Below are 20,716 nucleotides of genomic sequence, written 5' to 3'. Positions count from 1 at the left end.
TTTGTCATTGTGACTTTTCTTTATTATTATTTTCACTCTAACTCCCAAGCTTCTTTTAACAGTTCCACCCCTGTTTCTATCTCTGTTTCCGTTAATCCACCATATCCAAGAATCACTTTTGGATTCCCTGAATATTCATTTTGAAAATAGTACGCAGAAACAGGGTATACTTTCACTCCAAATTCCATTGCCTTTTCGACTAATCGCTTTTCACTTAAATCACGTTTCACTTCTAAAACAATATGAAGTCCAGCATTTTCTCCAATCACTTCTACATTTCTGTCTAAATGTCGGTGGATGGCTTGGAGTAGTGCTTGCCGTTTTTTCCGGTACAGTGTTCTCATTTTATTTAAGTGACTGTTCCAATGTCCTCCTTTTATAAAGTGGTACAATGTATCTTGATGCATCCGTGATACGGTCTGCTTATAGACAGTGAACTGTTTCACATATGTACTGTATAATTGCATTGGGAGAACCGCATAGCTTATTCGAAGGGAGGGAATTAATGATTTCGAGAAGGTGCCCAAATATATAATTTGACTATTTTTTGCTAATCCTTGTAGTGCAGGAATTGGTTTTCCTTTATAGCGATATTCGCCGTCATAATCATCTTCTATTATAAAACCATTATTTTCTTCTGCCCAGTTAACCAATTCCAATCTTCGTGCAATTGGCATAATCATCCCGTATGGAAATTGATGAGATGGGGTTACATATGCGACATTTGCTTTACTCTTATTCAGTAGAGATACATCCATTCCATTCTCATCGACAGGAATAGGTAGTGTTTCTATCCCCATATCTTGTAATACCACTCTAATTCGGTGATAGCCTGGATTTTCAAGCCCGTATGATTTATCCCTTCCTAACAATAAACTAATTAATCCTATTAACACTTGCGTTCCTGCACCAATTATTATTTGATTAGGTTGACAAATTACCCCTCTAGTAGCATATAAATGCTTGGCAATCTGTTCTCTTAAGTTAAACTCACCTTGTGGATCTCCGTTCGAAAACCAAAAATTTTGATCTTCATATATCGATTGCATGGAGAGCTTTCTCCATGTGTTATAGGGAAAATATTTACGATCCACTTGTCCTGAGTTAAAGTCGATTTTCACCACTTTTTGTTGATTAGGTTTCTTTACGATAGGACTAGCTTTCGTTTCTAGCTGATTCTTATATTCTTCATCAATTGTTTGCACATATAATCCTTTGCGGGGACTACTTTCCACATATCCTTCTGCACAAAGCTGATCATAGGCTGCTTGGACGGTATTTAAACTAATTTGCAAATGTGTTGCTAGCTTCCTTTTGGATGGTAATTTTTCATTGGGTAATATATGTTTGTTTCTAATCTCATGCTTGATAAAGTCTGCTAATTGTATATAAAGCGGCTTACTACTGTCCTTCCGTAAAACTGGTGTTAACTCTAGCACAAAACACTCCTCCTTAAATCACACTGACACCATTAAAAAGAGCTAATCTGATACTTTAGATTATACCAGAATCCTATTACATTATAGATATGAATGGAGGAATGAACATGATAAACAATCAATTAACCATTAAAATGTTAAAGACAGAAGATGAATGGAAAACAGCATTTCCTGTAATGAAACAATTGCGAACAAAATTAGATATGAGCGCATATCTTGAATTAGTTTTAGAATCTGTCCAAAAAGAAGGGTATCGCTTGATTGCACTGTTTAATCAGAAAGAAATCGTAGCACTATGTGGATTTATGCCTATGATCACTTTATACTATGGCAGATTTATATGGGTCTGTGAATTAATAACAGACCGCAACCATCGTTCCAAAGGTTATGGCAAAGCATTATTGAACTATGTCCATCAGTGGGCCATTGAAAATGACTATCCTCTTGTGTCTTTGTCTTCTGGTTTACAGCGTATTGATGCCCATCGCTTTTATGAAGAGAAAATGGAATATGATAAAGTAAGCTATGTTTATTTGAAAAAAATTTAACAAAAAGTAAAAGAGACATTCCCACTTTTTAAAAGGTAACGTCTCTTTTACCATACTTTTTAAAATACTCGTAAATAACTACATTTCCCCTCATAAATATCTTCTATTCTTTGTAAATTAAGTGGATGGTTCTATTGAAGTTTTCTATTTCATAATTCTTTTTTCTAAAGGAATTTCCTTCATTTATATAGAAATATACAAATCTAGGATTCTATAAACGAGTATGGTAAATATACATGAAAAAAGGAGGTGTTAATCCATGTCAAAAGATTCTTTACAAGGTTTAATTACTGAGTTAGATAAACTAATTTCTGCTTGTGAAGGAAATGCTAAAAATAGTGATTCTGCCGAAAAACAGCGCTTTTATGAAGGAATGGCGATCGCCTATACAACAGAACGTATGAGAATAAATGGGGAAGTAGATAGCATAGAGTTAAAAGTAATCGATGAATTATATCGTGCTCTCTCTACTACCTCCTCTTCTACACAGGCATCAAGCATTGAATACACGGAAACTTGTTCCTTTTGCAGAAAATCAAAAGAGGAAGTTGGTCATTTAGCGGTTGGACCAAATGTGTCTATTTGCAGCTCATGTTTAGAGTTTGGTGCAGAAGTGATTAAAAGTCATTCATAGGGACGATTGAAACAATTGTCCCCTTTTTTCACTACTATGTCTTAAGCTTGTATTACTTTTACATACGTTCCTTTTTTCGCTTTTTGAAAAGCATTCTTATTCATCTCTTCTATTTTTTTAGAAAGGCTTGAAGCACTTACTAACTTATTTTGATAGAAAATGGATGGGTCAATAAGTCGAACCTTATTCTTTAGATGGATATCAAAATCCTCTTCATCCTCTATTACTTTCAAAGAAGATTGAAGTTTATGCCAGAGCTCCTGAATCTCACCATTCTTTGATTTACTAATTTTAAAAATCAACTCCCTATCTTCTCTTAGAAAATCAGAAAACTTTATAATGTTCTTAGCTAACGCTACTTTTAAAATTTTTGTTAACTGATCATATCCATAAATATTTAATGGATGCATAAAAAAATCGATGACCTCTTTGTAATAGGTTGTAACAAACCATTCTGCCGCATCAACGTTACTTAAACACATTTTCCCTTCTACCGTTAAAACATTTTCTAAAAATTTCTCTACTTCCTTTAACGAAATTTTTCCATAAGTATACATATCCCGTATTGTATAATCAACACGATCAGCACATAATTCGGGTGCTGGCTGTTCTAGAATAGTCCATTTGGTATCATCCATTAGCAATTCTTTATAATCATATCGATATTTTTCTAAGATTGAAGGAATTTCAGAATTCTTAATAACAGAAAGAAAAATAACTTCATGATAATTCTCATGATGTTTATCTAAGACAAAATCAACAACATGGGAGAATGCTGTATGGGAGACATCATGCAACAGTCCAGCAATTTGCTCTTCCATGGAACCTCCGAGCTTTCGGATTAATAGCATAACGCCAATCGAGTGCTCATATCTAGTAACATTCCAATTTTTATTTACTAAATAACTTGCTCCGCCTTGATGGATGCCTTTTAGTCGTTGGATTGGCTTGCTTTTTATTAATTCCTCTAAAACTTTTTCAATCTCAAAATCTCCGTACAGTTTATCGGATATTAGCAAAACTATTCTCCCTTCTTGGTAAATTTGTCTCCTATTATAAAAAACACAATTTCAATGGAAAACCACATGCATTTCCAATAAATGTATAGTAAAGTATACATATCAAGTTTAATCCTCTCATGTTTTGCAAAAAGTGATTTTATTAAAATTAAATCTGAAAGGAGTATGAATGTGCATCAGAATTTCGGAAAAAAACAAATCAATAAAAGCAACTTTTTAGGTGTACTATCGATATTTTTTCCTATTGTCCTTGGACTATTGATTCTTAATTTTTTTACAAACATCATTCCGTTGGATAAGCTTCAAGGATTACCTGTTCTCATGCCGCTTTTTTTGTGTCCATTTGGAGCAGTCATCGGTCTTTTAGGATATAAACGGAATAGAGATACACTATCATTAGTTGGTATAATTGCCAATATAATATTGTTCTTGTTCCCTGTTTTTTACCATATACTAGGTACAATTTTAATGGGTGTTTAGTGATTTCATTTATACTTTTTGTTCAGCCGCTCTCACCTTTCTTCCATTCTATTATAAGATTTAAATAAAAGTGAGAAATATTAGTAAACTTACAAAAAGAAAAAACACTTCTATATTAAAAAAATATGGATTTCCGGCTATCCGATTTAAAATTTTATTTGGTTTAAGGAGGCTTTCTTTTATTAAAAGTAGGACAAAATAAATGATAAGTATACCAATGATTCCCATCAAATTTGCCATCATAACATATTGCTGCTTCCAAAACGCAACTGCAAGAAATATTACCCAAATACTCTTTAGGATATTGGCCATTAATTCAAATGGTCCTGATAAGGTTGCCATCAGATGATTGCTTATTGCTTGCGGTTGACTTACTTTTTCGCTATGTACTATATGACCTGTCTGTAAACTCATTGTCATAATCATCATAGATAAGTATACTGTCCCAAAAATCATACCCATTTTTAGGCTATCAGTATGTAGTATCTCATATAATGTAATCGGAATAGGCAACCACATTGCATACATAAATGCCATTAGAATATGTATAAATCCAAATTCGTTATTTTTAGCCAGCTTTGGAAACGTTACTGCAAGGATGACAAATAAGACGATTCCTATCCAGCCTAATACTAGTGTTGATATGATAATTGGTATCAATCCTTTCGAGCGATTTATTTAATTATTTCAACTTCTTCTCCAGCTGCTTTTTATGTTGATCGGCTAATGCTAATAAGCGGAATTGATCCTGTTTTAATTGTTCTAAAATATCACTCGCTTCTTTCCATGCTAAGTCATACTGTTCTTTCGAAATATAATTGTCTTTATACGCATTCACCAGTTCTTCTTCATCCAGTAAATAAATTTCTTTAGTTGGCAATACTACAATATCTAAAAACAAGTCATCCATCCAAGGAACCTTATCTTCTGTTCCATGTTCAAGACAGATATCAATATACCATTGGACAATATCTCCATCTTTATTAAACATAGTAGTGATAGAGTGATTTTTATTTAATGGATATTGGTGAAGCCACATATAGCCGTCATCAAGTATACAAACCTCTTTCTGGTTATTCCTTTTGGTTACTGATTCCGCTACCTTTATGGAATGAAATAGTGACAAATATCCCGTAAACTCATCCGTTATTATAAACATTTGCGCATATTGCTTTTCTAATATCCGTTTCCAACCTTTATGGGTTCCGAATTTTCTTTTTACCGGCATACTCACCCATCCTATATCAACAATTTATCCGAAACCACCCTGTCTCTTTCGGAAAATCATCTCTACTTAATTGTCTACCCGTTATTAACTGGCGATAGGAAGTTATTGTGCCGTCATGTGAGACAATATAGATTTTCTCTTTTTTTAATCGACTACAATTTGCTAAAAATTCTTCAGCGTATCTTGTAAAATCCCTTTCTGTAGCGGTGTTAAATCCTTCCTTCCATAAGGCTACTGGTGGATTGTCATCTAGTTCAAAGGAAGGAAATGCATGTAATATATTCTCCTTTTCCATCATTACATCGCAAGGCAATGTCTGCTTATTTGATAAGAGAGGGAACATTCTTGGAGAAACGTAAGGAGTTACTATTTTTCTGCAATCGACGCCATCAGCCCACAGCATAGCTGTTTGCATAGTTCTTACTAATGGACTAATGAACACAATATCTTGAGTGCTTAAAGGAAAACGATCTTTAAGTTTCTTTGCTTGGTCCATTCCCTTTTTTGTAAGTGGCGGATTTCTTTTATGTAGACTAGATGGAAGATTAAGCGTGTGTTCTCCCTCTCCATGCCGTATGAAGAATAATTCCATTCCATCCCATCCCCTCATTTTAATTTTTGATTTCCTTTAACCAAGTGATTAGTTTCTGAACCATCTTCGGTGTAAATTCATGATTTACTTTTTCGAAGATTTCCATTTCCACATTGGTTCGTTTTTCCTCTTTGGTAATATACTTATAATAGTTTTTTTGCCCCTCGATTGGAATAATCGTATCACTATCCCCATGCATGAGAAGAATAGGAGATAGACTAATCATTTTGTCGATTGGATCATATTTCTTTAATCGACTCTCTTCTTCTTGAGACATCTCATCTCTACCATCCCATATTCGAAATATTTTTTCGGTAAGCACAAATGAACCCGATCCATTTATATTTGCTAATCCACTTATTTCAGGCTCTTTCGCAAAAATGCCATTTGCTATAAATCCCCCCATAGAATTGCCTACTAATATGGTACTGTTTTTCTTTACGCCTATTACTCTTAAAAACTCATTATAATCATTAATGGTATGGAAAACGGTATTCCAAAAGTACTTTCGGGTAACGTTGGAATCAAAGTGATTTTCCAAAGGGTATCTTTCATCATGATTAAGGATGTCAGGGATTAATACACCAAATCCTTCTTGAGCAATCTCTTCGGCCAACTCTATGTATCCTTTCGCTGTTCCACCCCAACCATGATATAGGATCACAATTTTGTCTTTATTTTGAATAATATTAGTAGACTGATAAAACTTATATTCACCGATTACTATTCTCTCCACTGTCGTACCTTCCTTTACTACCTATACTTAAATAAATCTCTTCACTTTCCCATATTGGATCAGCGAATGATAAGGTTCACCTTTTAGCCCTAGTACCTTACAGAAAGCTGGTTCTGTTTTATAGCCCTGTTTCTTTAGTGAAAGGATTTCTTCTTTTATAGTTGGGTTTATCCTTAAAATTTCGTGTTCAATAATCATATGGAGATATGCATATTGCTGTTTTACCGGGATTGGTTGACCGAACAATTCGAATTCGAAGCCATCAAAATTGAAATTTGCTTTCATTACATCCACTTCTCTAATCATTAATCTTTTCAGGCGAAAATGCTCCATTTCACCAAACTTCTCAGTTACAATCTGTTTGAATTTTTCAAATTCGTAGACTTCCATTATAATATCTAAATCAGAAGCCTCTATATTCACTCCAATTGGAATGGTTCCACAAAGAATTGGTTTATAAGGATGTAAAATTTCGTATATTTTTAATTTCTTTAATGCTGAATATGCTTGTTGCTGCTTAGCATTTCCTTCTCGTAAATAATCTAGTTTATCAAACATTGAAAATTTCATATTTCATATATCTCATTTAAAGTTTCGCTCACGACTGACTGCATAGAAGATAACTTAGGATTATTTATCATATTTACCAACAAACTTTTCAGGAAATTCTTACAGTTTGCCACCAAAAACCAATAACTTTCTTCCTCTATTTGATTTCTATACTGGTGTAAATCGTTTTTCATATTAATTATTAAGCCTTCTAACACTTCCTGCTCCAAACCGTTATCTATCATTTGTATAAGAGGAACAATCATTCGTTCATCCTCATCATGAATATATACACTTTCCGTTTGATAGATTTTTTGCCAAATCGCCTGCATTATTGCCGGGTATGTACTTTGATTTATTTTTTCACTTTTGACAAGTTCATCGAAAGCATCCGCTACATGCGCCATACTATGAGCCCAGCCTCTATCTTTCACATATCCTCTTACATCTTTTTCAAGGTTTACATAGTTGATCAATTTATCTTTAATTTCATTAACCTTGGCTTCTGTTAAAAAATCATTGCGATTATCTTGATAAAGAATAAGTGCAATTAGTAATGATGTAAAAGAACGAGTGAAAACAGAATCCGTATCCTTTTCACCAATTCCTTTAAACAAGAATTGATCACTTAAACAGGTTTCTAACACTTCACATAAAAAATGCTTTTCTAGTTTATTTTCCATGATTAATTGACAAAAGGTGTGATAAATCAAATTATCTCTTAGCTCGCTATCTGGTGAACCAATATGTATAAGCATAGATTTTACGACTGTCTGTTTTGTTTTTTCATCCCATTCTATTTCTTCAGATTTTCTATTTCCTAAAAAGTTCTTCAACTCTTTTTCCTTCATGGGAATTATATTTTCTATTAGATTCAATTTCTCACTCCTATCAATAACAAGGGAAGTAACAATCCCTTTTCATCTATTTACTTTATGCATCACAAACTGTGATTTACTTTTTTTAAACTCATTCTTGTTGTAAAAGGCAATTAAGTCTTCCTCACAAAATAAACTAATAACATCAATATTGGATAATTCCTCTATCAATTTAGCAATAAGCATAGTTCCGATTCCGTTTCTATTAAAAGAACTATGAATCACTACATCCTCAATATATGCCCTAAAAACTCCATCTGTTATTGCTCTGGCAAAGCCTATGAGCTTATTATTTTCCCATGCACCTACTGCTAATGTTTGGGATAACATTTTTTCCATATCTTGCTCCGTTCTTTCATTCCACCATCCAGCATCTTTATAAAGTTCTAACACTTCGCTTGCCTTTATAGATTTCTCTACAGATGTCAACACTTCTATTGTCATGCCATTCCCCTACCTACTGCTATATTAGTTCATAATTTTAATAAAATCTTCTTTCCTTAACCGGAATAGAACTATGTCTTGATTACTATCTTTAATAAGATTGAATCCATAATTTATTAATAGTTGTTGTCCTGCAGTATTATGGATAGCCACACGGTCTGCCATCACTTCTCCTCCAAATTCATTAAAGAAATAATCCAGAAGTAAATGAATTGCCTCTTTTGCATAACCATTTCTACGATATTTATAAGCTATTTTTATATTTAACTCCGCTAGGTGCTTTTCATGATCAAATCGATGGAAACTTACTTCCCCAATTGGAATGTCTTCATAAGTATAAATAAAGCAGTAGAAGTTGGTTCCATCTGTTGGTTGAACCATTCGTTGGTACCATCCTATTCTCCGACTTTCCTCAAACTCAATTGTACCTCCAACATCCATCATGGTATCTTTGTCAGCCCAAAGCCATTCCACAAACTCTAGTTCCTTCCACTCCGGCTGTTTAATATAAACTTTTTCTCCTAAACTTTTAAATAACATGGCTGTGTTTCCCTCCTCATTACCTTCAAAAATTATAACATTAATCATTAAGAAGAAATTCACTTTTTCGAAAAATTCAGATACCCGACGAAATTAAAAATGACCTTCAAGAACAAAGGCCATTTTACTAAAAAGAGATTTTTCTATCAAAGTATTCTTTCACTTTTTAGCTACGAATAGTGGTTTTACATCAATAGCTGATAAATCATCTATTTCTACCCACATTGGCAAATATGTTCCTCGGTCTAGAGATCTTTCCGTAAATTCTTCTCCTTGACCTGTTCCAATACTGCCGCTGACGATATCTGCTAAGAAAAAATACTGGGTTCCTTCATATTCTATTTCTGCTAAGCATTCGTTTATTTGGACGGTTACACCTAATTCTTCAAATGCTTCACGTTTAGCTGCTTCCCTAGGCGTTTCTTCTGGCTCGATACCACCACCAGGAAATACATAATAGATAGAATTATTTCTACTTCTTTTAATAAGACATAGCTTATTATCTTCCATAATAACTACTGAGCCTCTATTTCGCATTAACTTTTCGCCATGATATTGGTTCAATTATATACGTGAAATGGAATTATAAAACTATAATAGCTAAATTCTCATCAAATATTGTAGTGTACTTACACAAACTCAGTAAAATTCAATCATTTCCGCAATGCTTATTAAATCCTGCTCATCTTCGACACCTGTAATCGTATATTGATAGTTCTTTGTTGGAATAATTAATTTGAGATCATTTTTCTCATGGATAAGTACTGCTAAATGTTTATTAATGGTTATTTCCTGCTCTTTTTTTACAAAACCATTTTTATCATTACCATATATATTTTTTTGTTTTTTCTCTGTATGTATGGAAAGAAAGCTTCCGTCTGACAATGGAAAATCTGCATTTACTAGAATAGAATTCTTTACCTTCGTCGCACTTATTTTCGGTTCTCCAGTTATCTTTAATGAAGATAATTTAAGTGTATATAGAGAATAAGGAATTCCTGCTTCCTCTGAAAGAAATACGGTGTTTTTATTTTCGACTCTCTTTTGTTCTTCCGCTGTAATAATGACCAATTCTTCTAGATCAGCTGGTTTTTCATCCATTGCGTTTATATCCTGAAATTTATGTAATAATGGAGATTCAATACGAATTAATAAAAAGAGAATAGTCGATGCTATTATAAATGCTACGAAAGGAAACGGTTGAAATATGTTTTGTTTTTCCTTATGAACATGCATCCTCTCTTCTAGCTTTAAGCGGGTAGCTTCTTTTCGTTTCTTATCCCAAATGATATCTGTTTCTAAATTTGTTAAATCTAAATCAAGCTGTTTATATGACTTTCCCATTTAACTCTCCCTCCTTTTTTAATTCTTTCTCCAATGATCGAATAGCCCGAAATAAAGTAGATTTCACCTTGCTTTCTGACCATCCTAAAATCTCTGCCGTTTCTTCTATAGAAAACTCCTTCAGTTTCCTTAGTATAATGACCTCTCGATAAGATTTTTTTAATGAACTTAATGCATGATAAAGATTCAGCGATTGCTCCTTCATTTGTAAAATCTCTTCTGGCAATGGACAATCATCTTTTTTTAGTAAAAAGGCTTCTTTTATAAGTAGTAACGGCTTCTTTTTTCTAATCATATCGACGGTAAGATTATGAGCAATTCGATAAAGCCACGTTTTTTCACTGGCTTGTCCTTTAAAAGTATCCAAACGAAGAAATGCCTTAAAAAAAGTCTCGTTTGTTAAATCTTCTGCCTGCTGATAATCTTGAATCATAATTAAGATATATTTAAAAATAGCATCCCCGAACTTTTCATACCATTCTAAGATAATTTTGTCTTTTTCCTTCTCCACTTTTTCCCCTCCTTTTAAAAAAGTTCTATGTATAGACGGATGAAGTCTTTAAAAGTTTTACTTTTTTATAATATTTTCACAAAATAAAAAGTGGAGTCCTTCAAATAGGCCCACTTTCAGTAATTCTCCGTTTATATTTTTAATACCGATACTTCCCTCATTCGTTTCATCGCAGAATGAACCGTAAGCCGATGATAGGATATCAATTGATTTTTATAAACCACACCATAAACGCCATATGGAGTTGGAGACAGTCTTAATAATTCTTCTCGCGATTGTAAAAGTTGGATTTCTGCCTTAATATCTAACTTTGTTGCTGCTTCTATTACATTATCGATTGCTATGTCTATATATGGGCATTGCTTTGTTCGAAGGATGGTTAATTGATTGTTATAACGAGTTAGCCGTTCTTCCCAGTCATTAGGAAAATAAGGATTTGGTGCATCTTCCATTTTGTAGACTAATAACTCAAATCCATATGGAGCCTGATCTACTTCAACAAAACCCTTTTTTATAAAAACTTCTTTACTTGGTGTCCAAGAAGTTGTTGGATTTGTTACAACAATAACGCCATTCTTCTTATGATCTTTGGCATCTTGAATAACCTTTTCAATTAGGTGAGTGGCGTAGCCTTTCCCAGTTATATTAACCCAAAGGCAATGTATGACATAGTAATTTTCCCCATATACTACCCTTGAGGAATGTTCAATTGGTGTATATTCAATAAAACCAGCCAGCTTTTCATTCTCCAACATTTGAATATATGTTAAGCCTTGTCTAAATTGATCTATTAACCAACCTTTTTTCCCTTGATAGCCTGTTGACTTCGTTTTGCTTCTTAAACAATAACAACCTATTTCCTCTATATTTTCTGTCGTTAATTCAATAAACTCTATATTATCCAACAGTTTTCTCCTTCCTATTATAATTATTTCACTCCAGATTTCAGTAAACAATTTATTTAAAATACCAATCCATTGCATTTTGATATAGTACTAGATGTGATTCTTCTCTTATAGCATTCAAAATAATGTCTATATCAGATACTTGAAATGGCCGCTTCGCCCTTGTAGAAGGTAAATCTGTACCAAACATTAAGGCATTTGGATTTACTTCATGTATTTTTTGGAGAGCTGTAACTGGATCAAAATCAAGTCTCCCAAAACCAGTTGCCTTTACCTTTACTCCTTTTTCGACCAAATATAGTAGACTTGAAAAGCCAGTTTGAGATAATCCTAGATGATCAATAGACACAGCAGGTAGTTTTTCTATTAATGCAGCAATGTCTTCTAAATCATTCGAATTGATGTAGATTTCTGAATGCCAACCAACTAATTCAAATACTAATATGAAAATGTGAATCAAAGATTTTCATTTTATGTACACTCCTATGAATTATTTATCCTGTCTATGTGTTAGATCCCCTTCTAGTACAATCTGCGCTGTACCATTAATCATTTCTACAACTGTGAGACTAGTATCATGAATAAAAGGAGGTTCCCAAATTTTCTCGATTGGCAAGTCTTTAAAAATAGCCAGTAGTACTTTTATCACTACTGAATGAGTAACAAGGAGGATATTACCGGATGAATACTTGTCTTGTATTTCTTTCAATGCTTTAGATATTCTGTTTTTCACTTCAAAAAAATCTTCTCCATCAATGGATTTATACAGATGAGGAGCATTCCAAAAGAAGTCGAATTGTTCTGGATAATTGTTTTTTAAATCAGCTAACGTTTCTCCTTCCCATATCCCCATATTGATTTCTTTTATATAATCATCTAAAATAAGCGGAATCTTTCTTTCTCCTTTAATTAGATTCGCTGTTTTGACGGTTCTTTGACTTGGGCTTGTATAAATAGCATTAAACTCAATCTCTTTCAATCTATTTCCTAATAAGATCGCATTCTTTACTCCATTTTCCGTTAACGATGAATCACTCCATCCTTGCATCTTTTTTTCTGTATTCCATTTTGTTTCTCCATGTCTTGTTATGTAGAGGGTAAGCATTATTAAATTCTCCTAACACTAATAAATTATATAAGTTACTATTTATAATGAAATTGTATTTAAAAGGAGTGGGGAAATGCATTGGCAAGCCTACCTACTTGGTTTTGGATCGTTTATTATACATTCTTATTAGCCATTACAATTTCGGCAATATTCAGTATTTTAAAAGGAAAACAAAAGCTTATCTCGATTTTAAGTCATATTTTAACTTTGACTATTCCGATAATCGGCCTTATTAATAGCATCGAAAGAGATATTAATCAGAATGAGTGGGAACATTTAATTCTTTCATTACAACTGGGAAAACATTGGACCATTTTTACTATTTTTGGTCATTTATTTATCTTTATATGGTTCCTTTGGTTCCTGAAAATGATGTTCAGTAGACATCCAATGAATAACGCAAATTAACTAAGACAGGACTTTTTGGAGTCCTTTTTATCTTTTCCACTTTTTAAGTTATTGCTATTATCTTAAAGGTTTGCCATGAACAATATGCCAATGAAGATGTTTAGAGTCTTGATAATCCCCCATATTGGTAATGACTCTACATGCACCGTGCTCCCTTGTTACGTTAGCTGCTACTTGTTTTATCACTCCCAGAAGCTCCAATAATAGGAGATTGTCCCCTGCTTCTAACGTAATGAACGACGAAATATGTTTTTTGGGGATTGCAACTATATGGGTAGGATAATAAGGGTTCGTGTGATAATAAGCTAAAACATTATTTGTTTCCATTACTTTCTTAACCTCTGTTTTTCCACTAAGAACTTGGTCACAATAGAAATCTTCTGTCATCTTTCTTCCCAGCTCCTTATTGAAAGTCATTTTCTTTCACTGAAAAATCGTGTAGTCCATCAATAATCGATACCTATGTTTTTGTTCCTTTTAATCATCTTTTCTAAATTATACCATTAACATTAAGGCACTAGTTTACTATAAAAAAGAAATTATGCTCTTGAGCAAACTTCTATTCAATAAATTAGTCCATCCATTTACATTGATAAAATCTGTTTGTAGTGCTTTGAAAAATAAAATGTTAAGAAATGTTCAAATATATTTAATTTCTATCCATTAAAATAAAAGAAAATAGATAGAAAGGAACTATAAAATGATTTCACATCAAATTCTTAAAAAGGAAATTATTTCACAATTAATTGATAAAGTCGATAAAGATCAGCATTTACTTTTTTATAGTTATTTGAGTCAAAGAAAGTCGAATGTAGTGTTTATAGGTCAGTATGTAGATAATCAGCTAACAGCAATTTTGGCATTTTATAACGGGCTATCTTTCCCAGCATTTTCATTTTATCGTTTTAATCAATGGAAGGCATACCTACCGGAATTAATCGCTTTTACAAGAAGTGTCATTCAAATTAAAAAAAAATCTATTTGTGGGACCATTCTTAATCAAGATGATTTTCACCTATTTCAGTCTCAAAATTTGATTACAGGTACACCAAAACGTTTTTTTACGATGAAACACCAAGACCTATCAAAGCTGATTGAATCAAATGTCGCTACAGAAGTAAAGACAGAAGAGTTATCCAAAGTAATTAAATTTTTAGAAAATGAAAAAATGAAATTTTTTACAAAGAGCGAATTAGAAAAATATCCATTTTTAGGAATAAAAAACAGAGATGAATTTATCGCAGTAGGTGGCTTTCACTTCTTTGATCCAGAGCTTGTCGAACTTGGAAACATATTAACTAGAATTGATTATAGAGGGATGGGACTTTCAAAACTATTGACTAGTCAACTAACTTACATTGGCAAAAAGATTTCTAAAGAGGTTTTTCTTGGTGTATTAGCGGAAAACCTTCCTGCTACAAATCTTTACAAAGGACTCGGCTATGAAACTACTGCTGAATTATCTATAATTAACTTTACTTTGGACTAATCTTTTTCGATAGCAGGCCAAAAATATTTATGTTTTCCGAGTATTAATTAGTTATCAATACATTCGAAAATTTTTCTCATTCTTATATTCATAAAGTTTCTCCATTTGAATAAATAGTGATATTCTATAAATATGTTAAATGGACAGAGGTGAAAGACTTGAAGATTTTAAACTTTGGTTCTTTAAATATTGATAAAGTATATTCTGTTCCTCATTTTGTGTCTGCCGGCGAGACATTATCTTCTACGAATTACGAAGAATTCCCGGGTGGAAAGGGTTTAAATCAATCGATTGCACTTGCTAAAGCTGGAGCACAAGTTTACCACGGAGGGAATATCGGAAAAGACGGCTTATTTCTAAAAGATGTTTTAGCTGAAGCAAATGTAAATGTTGATTGGATTGAGGAGGATGGAAGCACAACGGGTCATGCAATTATTCAAGTCTCATCCAGTGGGGAAAATTGCATTCTATTATTTGGTGGTGCAAATAAAGAGATAACAGTCGATCAAATTAATCGTGTTCTAGAAAATTTTTCAACAGATGATATCCTTCTTTTGCAAAATGAAATCAATGAGATAGAATACATAGTAGAAAAAGCGCATCAAAAAGGATTAAAAATCGTCCTTAATCCTTCTCCAATCGATGAATCAATTACCAACCTAAATTTTTCAAAAATAGATTATTTAATTTTAAATGAAATAGAAGCAAAAGCGATTACGAACGAACAGACAAATGACAAGATCTTTCAAAAACTCTTGTCATTAAACAAACAGCTAAAAATCGTGTTAACATTGGGCAAAGCAGGCGTAATTTATAAAGATATTGTCATTGAACATAGACAATCATCCTATAAAGTAGATACAGTTGATACTACCGCAGCAGGAGACACATTTTTAGGATATTTCTTAAGCCAAATTTCTCAGCATGCCCACATAAAGAATGCATTAAAAATTGCTTCTAAAGCAGCATCAATTGCCGTAACACGAAAAGGTGCTGCTTCCTCTATCCCTACTATGAAGGAAGTTATGGAGTCTATTTAAATATTTGCTCATTAATAAGGTATACTTTTCAAGTAGACAAAGAGTGAATAATCCTCGCAAAAAAATACATAATCCACTCTAATCTTATATCCCATAGTGAATCATGTATTTTTTTGCTTCCTGTGCTTCTTTTATTTTTATAGCTAGATCGATAAGCTCCTCCGATTTTCTTCTTGTTTTATTAGACAAAACGATATCTAAAAATATTGGTAACGACTCAGGAGGAATGAGCGTTATTCCGTTGTATGCTAAACCATTAGCAGGTCTTTCATATGTATGGAAATATGTTTTCATCATCGCTAATTGTTTTATCATCTCTTTTATAAAATCATCATTTACTGTGACACAATTATAAAGATCAGGTGTGTATTGATTGTATACTTGCTGTTTATTAAAATTTTCGATGATACCAAATTCATGGAAAATATGCCTTCATCCTTTCAATAAATTATTGCTAAACTCCTCTTTCTTTTTACTATCATAAATTAAATATTTCTTTAATTTGTTTTGCAACTTCCTCTGCACTTTTGTTTGTATTATTAATTCGCAAATAATTTCTATGTTTTATTTCTCCTGGTAAAGAATTTAAGCGATAGGCTTCCATGGATGTTTTCAAATCATTTTCAGACCAAGCGATATCTCTTTTACTAGGTTTATGTTCAAGCCGATTCGGACTTTTATTTCTTTCAATTCTCTCCTCTACATCTGCTTCTAGCTCAACGAAATAAACCGATGCCCCTCTTGATTCAAAAAGCTCGCAAACCTGACTTACATAATCCCAATCTTCTTTCATGTCAAACGCCCACACGTAAGCGAAGATGATGCCATTCAAATCACTTTAGATACCTCTTCGAATATTTCCTTACGAAACAGCCCCACTAACCTCTTACCAGCTACTGTTCCATTAATCAAAAAATGTACTAACTAAATCAATGGTCATATGATTATGGAATAACTTTAAATCTGTTACTTTTGATAGTTCTTGGCCAACAGTCATTTTCCCGACTGCTTGTGGGCCTACAATAAAAACTAATTTCAATACCTTCTCCCCCATTTCATTTTCAAACTATAATTTTTTATTTTAACAAAGAATAATCATAATACAACAAAAATTGGAAATATGACGTAAAGACCACATTACCATTTACAATATTAACCATCTGTACTAAAATATATTTTAGTAAACAAATTTTTAGTAAAGGTGGTTAATATTGTGAGCTTACTTGACGTCTATTTACAAAAGAATGGAAAAAAGCGTTATGATGTTTTTAAACAAACTGGCATAAGTCAACAAATGCTAGCTGCCGTCAACAAAAAGAATGTCAGCAGCTATTCAGTAAAAACCATTCAAGCTATTGCTGAAACAGTCGAAAAAAGCGAAGGAACAGTATTAGATGAACTTTTGCAATTAGAAAAGAACACTGCCTATTTTGAAGTATACAATACAGAGGATTTACTGCTCGCCTTTGCAAACAAAGAATCCCATATTTTAATTAAAGAGGATTATAAAAAAGAAATCGAGGAATTGGCAAAAACACAGCTGTCAGAGACAGAAACATTAGGTCTTGAATTAGGTTCATCTGGTACCATATACATTCTAGGTGAAATTTTTTATCAGCTTGCATTGAAGCTAAGTAATAAAAATACCGATCAAAAGAAGCTGGAAAACGATATTCGAAAATATAAACTGATGAAACTTAATGAAAAAGAATATCTTTTGTATTATAAGCATTTGGATTATTAAGCAATGGGAAGGCAAATTTTGAGTCGCCTTCCCTCTCTTAAGTAACTCTCTCTTATTAAACCGTCTTAAAAAACTTTATTTACAAATGCTGCTACCTTTTACTAACAGGTATCCAAATTTCACATGGTACTTTCGGAGACTGTAAATCTTTACTTTTAATTGATAGGATTTCAGGTCCTTGCATTTGTTGATAGCCTGAAGATGGGAACCATTCGGCATAAATATTTCCCCATACTGTCTGTACTGTTTCCGGAAAAGGACCCTCTGACTCAAACACAGCCCAAGTTAGATTAGGCACTTCTAAAGCTGCAAAGCCCTTTGGACAGGATTCTGTTGTAGCAACCCCAATGTAATGATCAAGAGTACCTTTTTCCATCATCCTTTCTTCTGAAAAATTTGTCGATGCTTGAATTATCCCTCTTGGTTCCACATTTGATAGTTGTAGTAGTTCACTAATCTTCTCTTGCCCTAGCTGCTTCCACATAGCATTGATTTCCGGGTTCTCCCCTTCAAAAATAATCGGTACTTTCTTCATCATACCTACTATATGAAAAGCATTCTTTTCTTCTATTCGGTAATTCATTTCGACTCCTCCCTTAATGGTTAATTGGAAGGACATTCGTGGATATGCCTTTAATGGGATTCCCTTAATTCTCGCTTCAGAAGTCGCTATTCCATGAAAACGTTGAAATGCTCTTGTAAACGAATCAGGTGATGAATAGCCATATTTAACGGCAATATCAATAATTCTTAAATGGCTATTCTCTAGCTCGAATGCAGCAATCGTTAGCCTTCTTTTACAAATATACTCTGTTAGTGATATCCCAGCGAGAAACGAAAACATCCTTTTAAAGTGGTACTCAGAACAAAGAGCAATCCTAGCAACTTGCTTCATATCTATTTCTTCAGACAAATGCTCTTCGATATATTGAAGAGCCTGATTCATTCCTTTAATTACATCCATTTCATGCCCTCCCCTTCTTTATAAAATTTACCAAACAAATTTAACACGCTTCCGACTTTTCTTGCACAATTCATGCAAGATTCCATGTATTATTCAAATTTCTTCAAAACTAATTGATTATTTTCGATTTCAGATATATAATCTGCAATACGCTCAATAAATGCTTGATCATGTGAAACAAGAATGACTGTTCCTTCATATGCTTTTAAAAATCGCTCTAAAGCTTCGATACAATATATATCTAAAAAGTTTGTCGGCTCATCCAAAAATAGGACATTATATCTTCCTAGAAAAAGCTGACATAATGTTAATCGAATAGCTTCTCCCCCACTTAATTGGCAGACATTCTTTTTTAAATCATTCCCTGAATAATTCATCGAATGAAGAACAGAACGAATTTTACTTTCTCCATAATCACTCTTTTCTTTCATATAATCCTTGACTGATTGGTTCTTTATAAATTGATAGTCCATCTATTTATACATACCAAGAACAGCATTCGGAGAGATAGTAACTCCCTCTTTTTGATGAATGATATAGTTTAAAAGGGATGTTTTCCCTGAACCATTCTTTCCAGTAATCACAATATTCTTTCCTAATGGAAATTGAAAGCTTACGTCTTGAACCAGTATTTTTTTACTCCTGCTTTCAACATAATACTGTCGCCCATAATGGGAAACTTATTATGCATGGTAAGCGTTTCTGACTGTTGAAACCGCAACTGTTGTTCGTTTTTAGGAGCTTCTACCATTTTCAATTGTTCTACTCGCTGTTCCATCGCTTTTGCTGCTCGTTGAACAGACTTTTGGCTTGTATCTTTTGATTTAGTCATAAACATTTTATTAGCTTTTGCTTTTGTTCCTTATTTAGAAATATGGCCGTTAGCCTGCGTGATTTTGTCTGCATTTTTTCTTTTTACTTCCGCCGCATTTACAAGTCGTGTTTTCTCCTTTACATATTTCTCATGTTGCTCCTGCTGTTGTTTTCGCTGTAGTTCCTTTTGAGCAGTATAATCGGAATAATTCCCTGTATATTCCGTTACGATTCCATCCTCTACTTCCCATATTTTCGTCACTAATTTATCAAGAACAGTCCGGTCATGACTGACAAGAATAAGCGCACCATAATAGTACTCTAATTCTTCTAATAAGAACTGTTTTCCTAACTTATCCAAATGGGTTGTTGGCTCATCCAATAATAAGCCTTCCCTATAGTTGGAGAAAATCTCTGCTATTTTGAGTTTTGTAAGCTCCCCTCCACTAAAATTTTCTAATGCTGTTTTAGGGATAGAAAGTTTTCCGATTAAGTCATAGTCTATTTCTTTTTTCTCAGGTGGGTTTAATTGATCAAAATAGGCGAAATCTACAAAACTATTTATTTTTCCTTTCTCTGGCTGAATCCTACCTGCCATTAATTTTAGCAAGGTGCTCTTACCAGCTCCGTTCTTCCCTACAATAACCATTCGATCAAACTGATGTACAGATAATCTTGGTATGGTTAACACGATCCGATCTAAATACGCAATTTCTATATTTACTAATTCAAGACATACTTTTTCCCTTATTTTACCCTCCATTGGTTATTTTCCAATAAAAAAAGCACAGGCAAATTAAAAAGGCAGAAATATCTACCTTTTAGCATTCCATATAAATACAACTCAGTTGTTACGATTGAGTCAAGTTTTTGTGGGAGTTTTTTTAGCTCCCTTTTTTATAAAGTAAAACCTCTAAGATTGTATCCGCTTTCTAATTGGTTTTGTTCTTCCAACTGTTGATTCTCTCTTTTTTTAAAAACCTTTTAATCCCTGTAAGGCAAAGTGAATGGGTTTTCCAATCGCTTGATTTAAGTATGGCAGGTTCTGACGCACGGTTTCTGTTACTAATTTTGTGGATATTTTTCTTTTCGGTCGATGCTCTTTCTTTGATTTTTCCGTGGCCTCTTCCCATTTCCCATATATCGTTTGGATGGATAGTTCATCTTTTAGTCCAATCCATAATCGTGCTAGGCTCATGACCCCTTTTTTGCTCCATGCTCTTCCATTTTTTAATCGTTTGGCTAATTGATTCATCATTGCTTCTGCACTTCCCATTGGTCGATATGCTGCCGTGTCCACGCC

General features: G+C 33.3%; 26 protein-coding genes and 3 pseudogenes. 7 read left to right on the top strand and 22 right to left on the bottom strand.

Features of this window, described 5'->3' with window-relative positions:
* Nucleotides 1–32 precede the first annotated feature (32 nt).
* Entirely contained in the window at nucleotides 33–1,439 is a 1,407-nt protein-coding gene (gene pdxR, locus ACTQ5K_RS19175; protein ID WP_441994204.1) for a MocR-like pyridoxine biosynthesis transcription factor PdxR, read from the bottom strand.
* 107 nt (nucleotides 1,440–1,546) lie between these two features.
* Here pdxR and ACTQ5K_RS19170 point away from each other — a divergent pair, with 107 nt between their 5' ends.
* Nucleotides 1,547–1,987 (top strand): GNAT family N-acetyltransferase, encoded by a 441-nt coding sequence (locus ACTQ5K_RS19170; protein ID WP_441994203.1) that lies wholly within the window; start codon nucleotides 1,547–1,549, stop codon nucleotides 1,985–1,987.
* A gap of 259 nt (nucleotides 1,988–2,246) precedes the next feature.
* Entirely contained in the window at nucleotides 2,247–2,621 is a 375-nt protein-coding gene (locus tag ACTQ5K_RS19165) for a ClpX C4-type zinc finger protein (protein WP_031537303.1), read from the top strand.
* A gap of 41 nt (nucleotides 2,622–2,662) precedes the next feature.
* On the opposite strand, the gene ACTQ5K_RS19160 is transcribed toward ACTQ5K_RS19165, so the two are convergent.
* Complete coding sequence (locus ACTQ5K_RS19160; RefSeq protein ID WP_031537301.1) at nucleotides 2,663–3,640, bottom strand: HD domain-containing protein; 978 nt, start codon at nucleotides 3,638–3,640, stop codon at nucleotides 2,663–2,665.
* Nucleotides 3,641–3,811: 171 nt separating this feature from the next.
* Between ACTQ5K_RS19160 and ACTQ5K_RS19155 the strand changes: the two genes are divergently transcribed.
* Complete coding sequence (locus tag ACTQ5K_RS19155; protein ID WP_231512548.1) at nucleotides 3,812–4,120, top strand: hypothetical protein; 309 nt, start codon at nucleotides 3,812–3,814, stop codon at nucleotides 4,118–4,120.
* 60 nt (nucleotides 4,121–4,180) lie between these two features.
* Here the strand turns inward: ACTQ5K_RS19155 and ACTQ5K_RS19150 are convergent, their stop codons facing one another.
* The 14 genes from ACTQ5K_RS19150 to ACTQ5K_RS19085 all read right to left on the bottom strand — a co-directional run bounded on the left by ACTQ5K_RS19150 (nucleotide 4,181) and on the right by ACTQ5K_RS19085 (nucleotide 12,952).
* Complete coding sequence (locus ACTQ5K_RS19150; protein ID WP_235249679.1) at nucleotides 4,181–4,780, bottom strand: hypothetical protein; 600 nt, start codon at nucleotides 4,778–4,780, stop codon at nucleotides 4,181–4,183.
* A 22-nt stretch (nucleotides 4,781–4,802) separates the two neighbouring features.
* Nucleotides 4,803–5,348: a DUF402 domain-containing protein gene (locus ACTQ5K_RS19145; RefSeq protein WP_441994202.1), complete on the bottom strand. Its 546-nt coding sequence runs from the start codon at nucleotides 5,346–5,348 to the stop codon at nucleotides 4,803–4,805.
* 16 nt (nucleotides 5,349–5,364) lie between these two features.
* Complete coding sequence (locus tag ACTQ5K_RS19140; RefSeq protein WP_349205268.1) at nucleotides 5,365–5,940, bottom strand: histidine phosphatase family protein; 576 nt, start codon at nucleotides 5,938–5,940, stop codon at nucleotides 5,365–5,367.
* 19 nt (nucleotides 5,941–5,959) lie between these two features.
* Entirely contained in the window at nucleotides 5,960–6,676 is a 717-nt protein-coding gene (locus ACTQ5K_RS19135; RefSeq protein ID WP_349205267.1) for an alpha/beta hydrolase family protein, read from the bottom strand.
* A 27-nt stretch (nucleotides 6,677–6,703) separates the two neighbouring features.
* The gene (locus ACTQ5K_RS19130) at nucleotides 6,704–7,234 is read right to left on the bottom strand and encodes a DUF4269 domain-containing protein (protein WP_235250081.1); all 531 of its coding nucleotides are present in this window, start codon (nucleotides 7,232–7,234) and stop codon (nucleotides 6,704–6,706) included.
* Between the two features lie 8 nt (nucleotides 7,235–7,242).
* Nucleotides 7,243–8,103, bottom strand: a complete 861-nt coding sequence (locus ACTQ5K_RS19125; RefSeq protein ID WP_349205266.1) for a DUF2785 domain-containing protein — start codon at nucleotides 8,101–8,103, stop codon at nucleotides 7,243–7,245.
* A 42-nt stretch (nucleotides 8,104–8,145) separates the two neighbouring features.
* On the bottom strand, nucleotides 8,146–8,547 hold the full coding sequence (locus tag ACTQ5K_RS19120; protein WP_235249637.1) for a GNAT family N-acetyltransferase: 402 nt from the start codon (nucleotides 8,545–8,547) through the stop codon (nucleotides 8,146–8,148).
* 24 nt (nucleotides 8,548–8,571) lie between these two features.
* A complete protein-coding gene (locus ACTQ5K_RS19115; RefSeq protein ID WP_235249623.1) occupies nucleotides 8,572–9,087 on the bottom strand; it encodes a GNAT family N-acetyltransferase in 516 nt (171 codons plus the stop codon).
* 159 nt (nucleotides 9,088–9,246) lie between these two features.
* The gene (locus tag ACTQ5K_RS19110) at nucleotides 9,247–9,624 is read right to left on the bottom strand and encodes an NUDIX hydrolase (RefSeq protein ID WP_235249622.1); all 378 of its coding nucleotides are present in this window, start codon (nucleotides 9,622–9,624) and stop codon (nucleotides 9,247–9,249) included.
* A gap of 102 nt (nucleotides 9,625–9,726) precedes the next feature.
* Nucleotides 9,727–10,431: a DUF4367 domain-containing protein gene (locus tag ACTQ5K_RS19105; protein WP_251630072.1), complete on the bottom strand. Its 705-nt coding sequence runs from the start codon at nucleotides 10,429–10,431 to the stop codon at nucleotides 9,727–9,729.
* Nucleotides 10,415–10,942 (bottom strand): RNA polymerase sigma factor, encoded by a 528-nt coding sequence (locus ACTQ5K_RS19100; RefSeq protein WP_251630073.1) that lies wholly within the window; start codon nucleotides 10,940–10,942, stop codon nucleotides 10,415–10,417. Before ACTQ5K_RS19100 ends, ACTQ5K_RS19105 begins: the two co-directional genes overlap by 17 nt.
* A 131-nt stretch (nucleotides 10,943–11,073) precedes the next feature.
* Nucleotides 11,074–11,847 (bottom strand): GNAT family N-acetyltransferase, encoded by a 774-nt coding sequence (locus ACTQ5K_RS19095; protein ID WP_235249614.1) that lies wholly within the window; start codon nucleotides 11,845–11,847, stop codon nucleotides 11,074–11,076.
* A 52-nt stretch (nucleotides 11,848–11,899) separates the two neighbouring features.
* A complete protein-coding gene (locus tag ACTQ5K_RS19090; protein WP_328283912.1) occupies nucleotides 11,900–12,307 on the bottom strand; it encodes a hypothetical protein in 408 nt (135 codons plus the stop codon).
* A 30-nt stretch (nucleotides 12,308–12,337) separates the two neighbouring features.
* Nucleotides 12,338–12,952, bottom strand: coding sequence for a histidine phosphatase family protein (locus ACTQ5K_RS19085; RefSeq protein WP_349205265.1), 615 nt, complete (start codon nucleotides 12,950–12,952; stop codon nucleotides 12,338–12,340).
* Between the two features lie 81 nt (nucleotides 12,953–13,033).
* Between ACTQ5K_RS19085 and ACTQ5K_RS19080 the strand changes: the two genes are divergently transcribed.
* Nucleotides 13,034–13,363: a hypothetical protein gene (locus ACTQ5K_RS19080; RefSeq protein ID WP_349205264.1), complete on the top strand. Its 330-nt coding sequence runs from the start codon at nucleotides 13,034–13,036 to the stop codon at nucleotides 13,361–13,363.
* Nucleotides 13,364–13,420: 57 nt separating this feature from the next.
* Here the strand turns inward: ACTQ5K_RS19080 and ACTQ5K_RS19075 are convergent, their stop codons facing one another.
* The gene (locus tag ACTQ5K_RS19075; RefSeq protein ID WP_235249601.1) at nucleotides 13,421–13,750 is read right to left on the bottom strand and encodes an HIT domain-containing protein; all 330 of its coding nucleotides are present in this window, start codon (nucleotides 13,748–13,750) and stop codon (nucleotides 13,421–13,423) included.
* Nucleotides 13,751–14,063: 313 nt separating this feature from the next.
* Between ACTQ5K_RS19075 and ACTQ5K_RS19070 the strand changes: the two genes are divergently transcribed.
* Both ACTQ5K_RS19070 and ACTQ5K_RS19065 read left to right on the top strand, forming a co-directional pair.
* A complete protein-coding gene (locus ACTQ5K_RS19070) occupies nucleotides 14,064–14,852 on the top strand; it encodes a GNAT family N-acetyltransferase (RefSeq protein WP_349205263.1) in 789 nt (262 codons plus the stop codon).
* A gap of 158 nt (nucleotides 14,853–15,010) precedes the next feature.
* Entirely contained in the window at nucleotides 15,011–15,892 is an 882-nt protein-coding gene (locus ACTQ5K_RS19065; RefSeq protein ID WP_435406681.1) for a ribokinase, read from the top strand.
* Nucleotides 15,893–15,976: 84 nt separating this feature from the next.
* Here the strand turns inward: ACTQ5K_RS19065 and ACTQ5K_RS19060 are convergent, their stop codons facing one another.
* Both ACTQ5K_RS19060 and ACTQ5K_RS19055 read right to left on the bottom strand, forming a co-directional pair.
* On the bottom strand, nucleotides 15,977–16,207 hold the full coding sequence (locus ACTQ5K_RS19060) for a hypothetical protein (protein WP_414630351.1): 231 nt from the start codon (nucleotides 16,205–16,207) through the stop codon (nucleotides 15,977–15,979).
* Nucleotides 16,208–16,370: 163 nt separating this feature from the next.
* Nucleotides 16,371–16,931: pseudogene (locus ACTQ5K_RS19055) on the bottom strand (AAA family ATPase).
* 174 nt (nucleotides 16,932–17,105) lie between these two features.
* On the opposite strand from ACTQ5K_RS19055, the gene ACTQ5K_RS19050 reads away from it, so the two are divergent.
* Nucleotides 17,106–17,636, top strand: coding sequence for a hypothetical protein (locus tag ACTQ5K_RS19050; protein WP_031539677.1), 531 nt, complete (start codon nucleotides 17,106–17,108; stop codon nucleotides 17,634–17,636).
* A gap of 91 nt (nucleotides 17,637–17,727) precedes the next feature.
* Here the strand turns inward: ACTQ5K_RS19050 and ACTQ5K_RS19045 are convergent, their stop codons facing one another.
* The 3 genes and pseudogenes from ACTQ5K_RS19045 to ACTQ5K_RS19035 form a co-directional block, all read right to left on the bottom strand.
* Entirely contained in the window at nucleotides 17,728–18,600 is an 873-nt protein-coding gene (locus tag ACTQ5K_RS19045; RefSeq protein ID WP_031539678.1) for an AraC family transcriptional regulator, read from the bottom strand.
* A gap of 89 nt (nucleotides 18,601–18,689) precedes the next feature.
* Nucleotides 18,690–20,176: pseudogene (locus ACTQ5K_RS19040) on the bottom strand (Msr family ABC-F type ribosomal protection protein).
* Between the two features lie 210 nt (nucleotides 20,177–20,386).
* Nucleotides 20,387–20,716 (bottom strand): annotated as a pseudogene (locus tag ACTQ5K_RS19035) (ISLre2 family transposase); the annotation flags it as partial.

It is taken from the genome of Niallia sp. Sow4_A1, assembly GCF_052116745.1.
GTDB classification, from domain to species: domain Bacteria; phylum Bacillota; class Bacilli; order Bacillales; family Cytobacillaceae; genus Niallia; species Niallia hominis.
This window is presented reverse-complemented; position numbering and strand designations above follow the sequence as displayed.

Bases quoted from the DNA above. Each gene is read 5' to 3' on its own strand.
- ACTQ5K_RS19145 (WP_441994202.1), bottom strand. From the start codon at position 5,348: ATGCCGGTAAAAAGAAAATTCGGAACCCATAAAGGTTGGAAACGGATA.
- ACTQ5K_RS19140 (WP_349205268.1), bottom strand. From the start codon at position 5,940: ATGGAATTATTCTTCATACGGCATGGAGAGGGAGAACACACGCTTAAT.
- ACTQ5K_RS19170 (WP_441994203.1), top strand. From the start codon at position 1,547: ATGATAAACAATCAATTAACCATTAAAATGTTAAAGACAGAAGATGAA.
- ACTQ5K_RS19085 (WP_349205265.1), bottom strand. From the start codon at position 12,952: ATGCTTACCCTCTACATAACAAGACATGGAGAAACAAAATGGAATACA.
- ACTQ5K_RS19070 (WP_349205263.1), top strand. From the start codon at position 14,064: ATGATTTCACATCAAATTCTTAAAAAGGAAATTATTTCACAATTAATT.
- ACTQ5K_RS19115 (WP_235249623.1), bottom strand. From the start codon at position 9,087: ATGTTATTTAAAAGTTTAGGAGAAAAAGTTTATATTAAACAGCCGGAG.
- ACTQ5K_RS19165 (WP_031537303.1), top strand. From the start codon at position 2,247: ATGTCAAAAGATTCTTTACAAGGTTTAATTACTGAGTTAGATAAACTA.
- ACTQ5K_RS19105 (WP_251630072.1), bottom strand. From the start codon at position 10,431: ATGGGAAAGTCATATAAACAGCTTGATTTAGATTTAACAAATTTAGAA.
- ACTQ5K_RS19060 (WP_414630351.1), bottom strand. From the start codon at position 16,207: ATGATAAAACAATTAGCGATGATGAAAACATATTTCCATACATATGAA.
- ACTQ5K_RS19045 (WP_031539678.1), bottom strand. From the start codon at position 18,600: ATGGATGTAATTAAAGGAATGAATCAGGCTCTTCAATATATCGAAGAG.
- ACTQ5K_RS19130 (WP_235250081.1), bottom strand. From the start codon at position 7,234: ATGTTTGATAAACTAGATTATTTACGAGAAGGAAATGCTAAGCAGCAA.
- ACTQ5K_RS19110 (WP_235249622.1), bottom strand. From the start codon at position 9,624: ATGCGAAATAGAGGCTCAGTAGTTATTATGGAAGATAATAAGCTATGT.
- ACTQ5K_RS19075 (WP_235249601.1), bottom strand. From the start codon at position 13,750: ATGACAGAAGATTTCTATTGTGACCAAGTTCTTAGTGGAAAAACAGAG.
- ACTQ5K_RS19120 (WP_235249637.1), bottom strand. From the start codon at position 8,547: ATGACAATAGAAGTGTTGACATCTGTAGAGAAATCTATAAAGGCAAGC.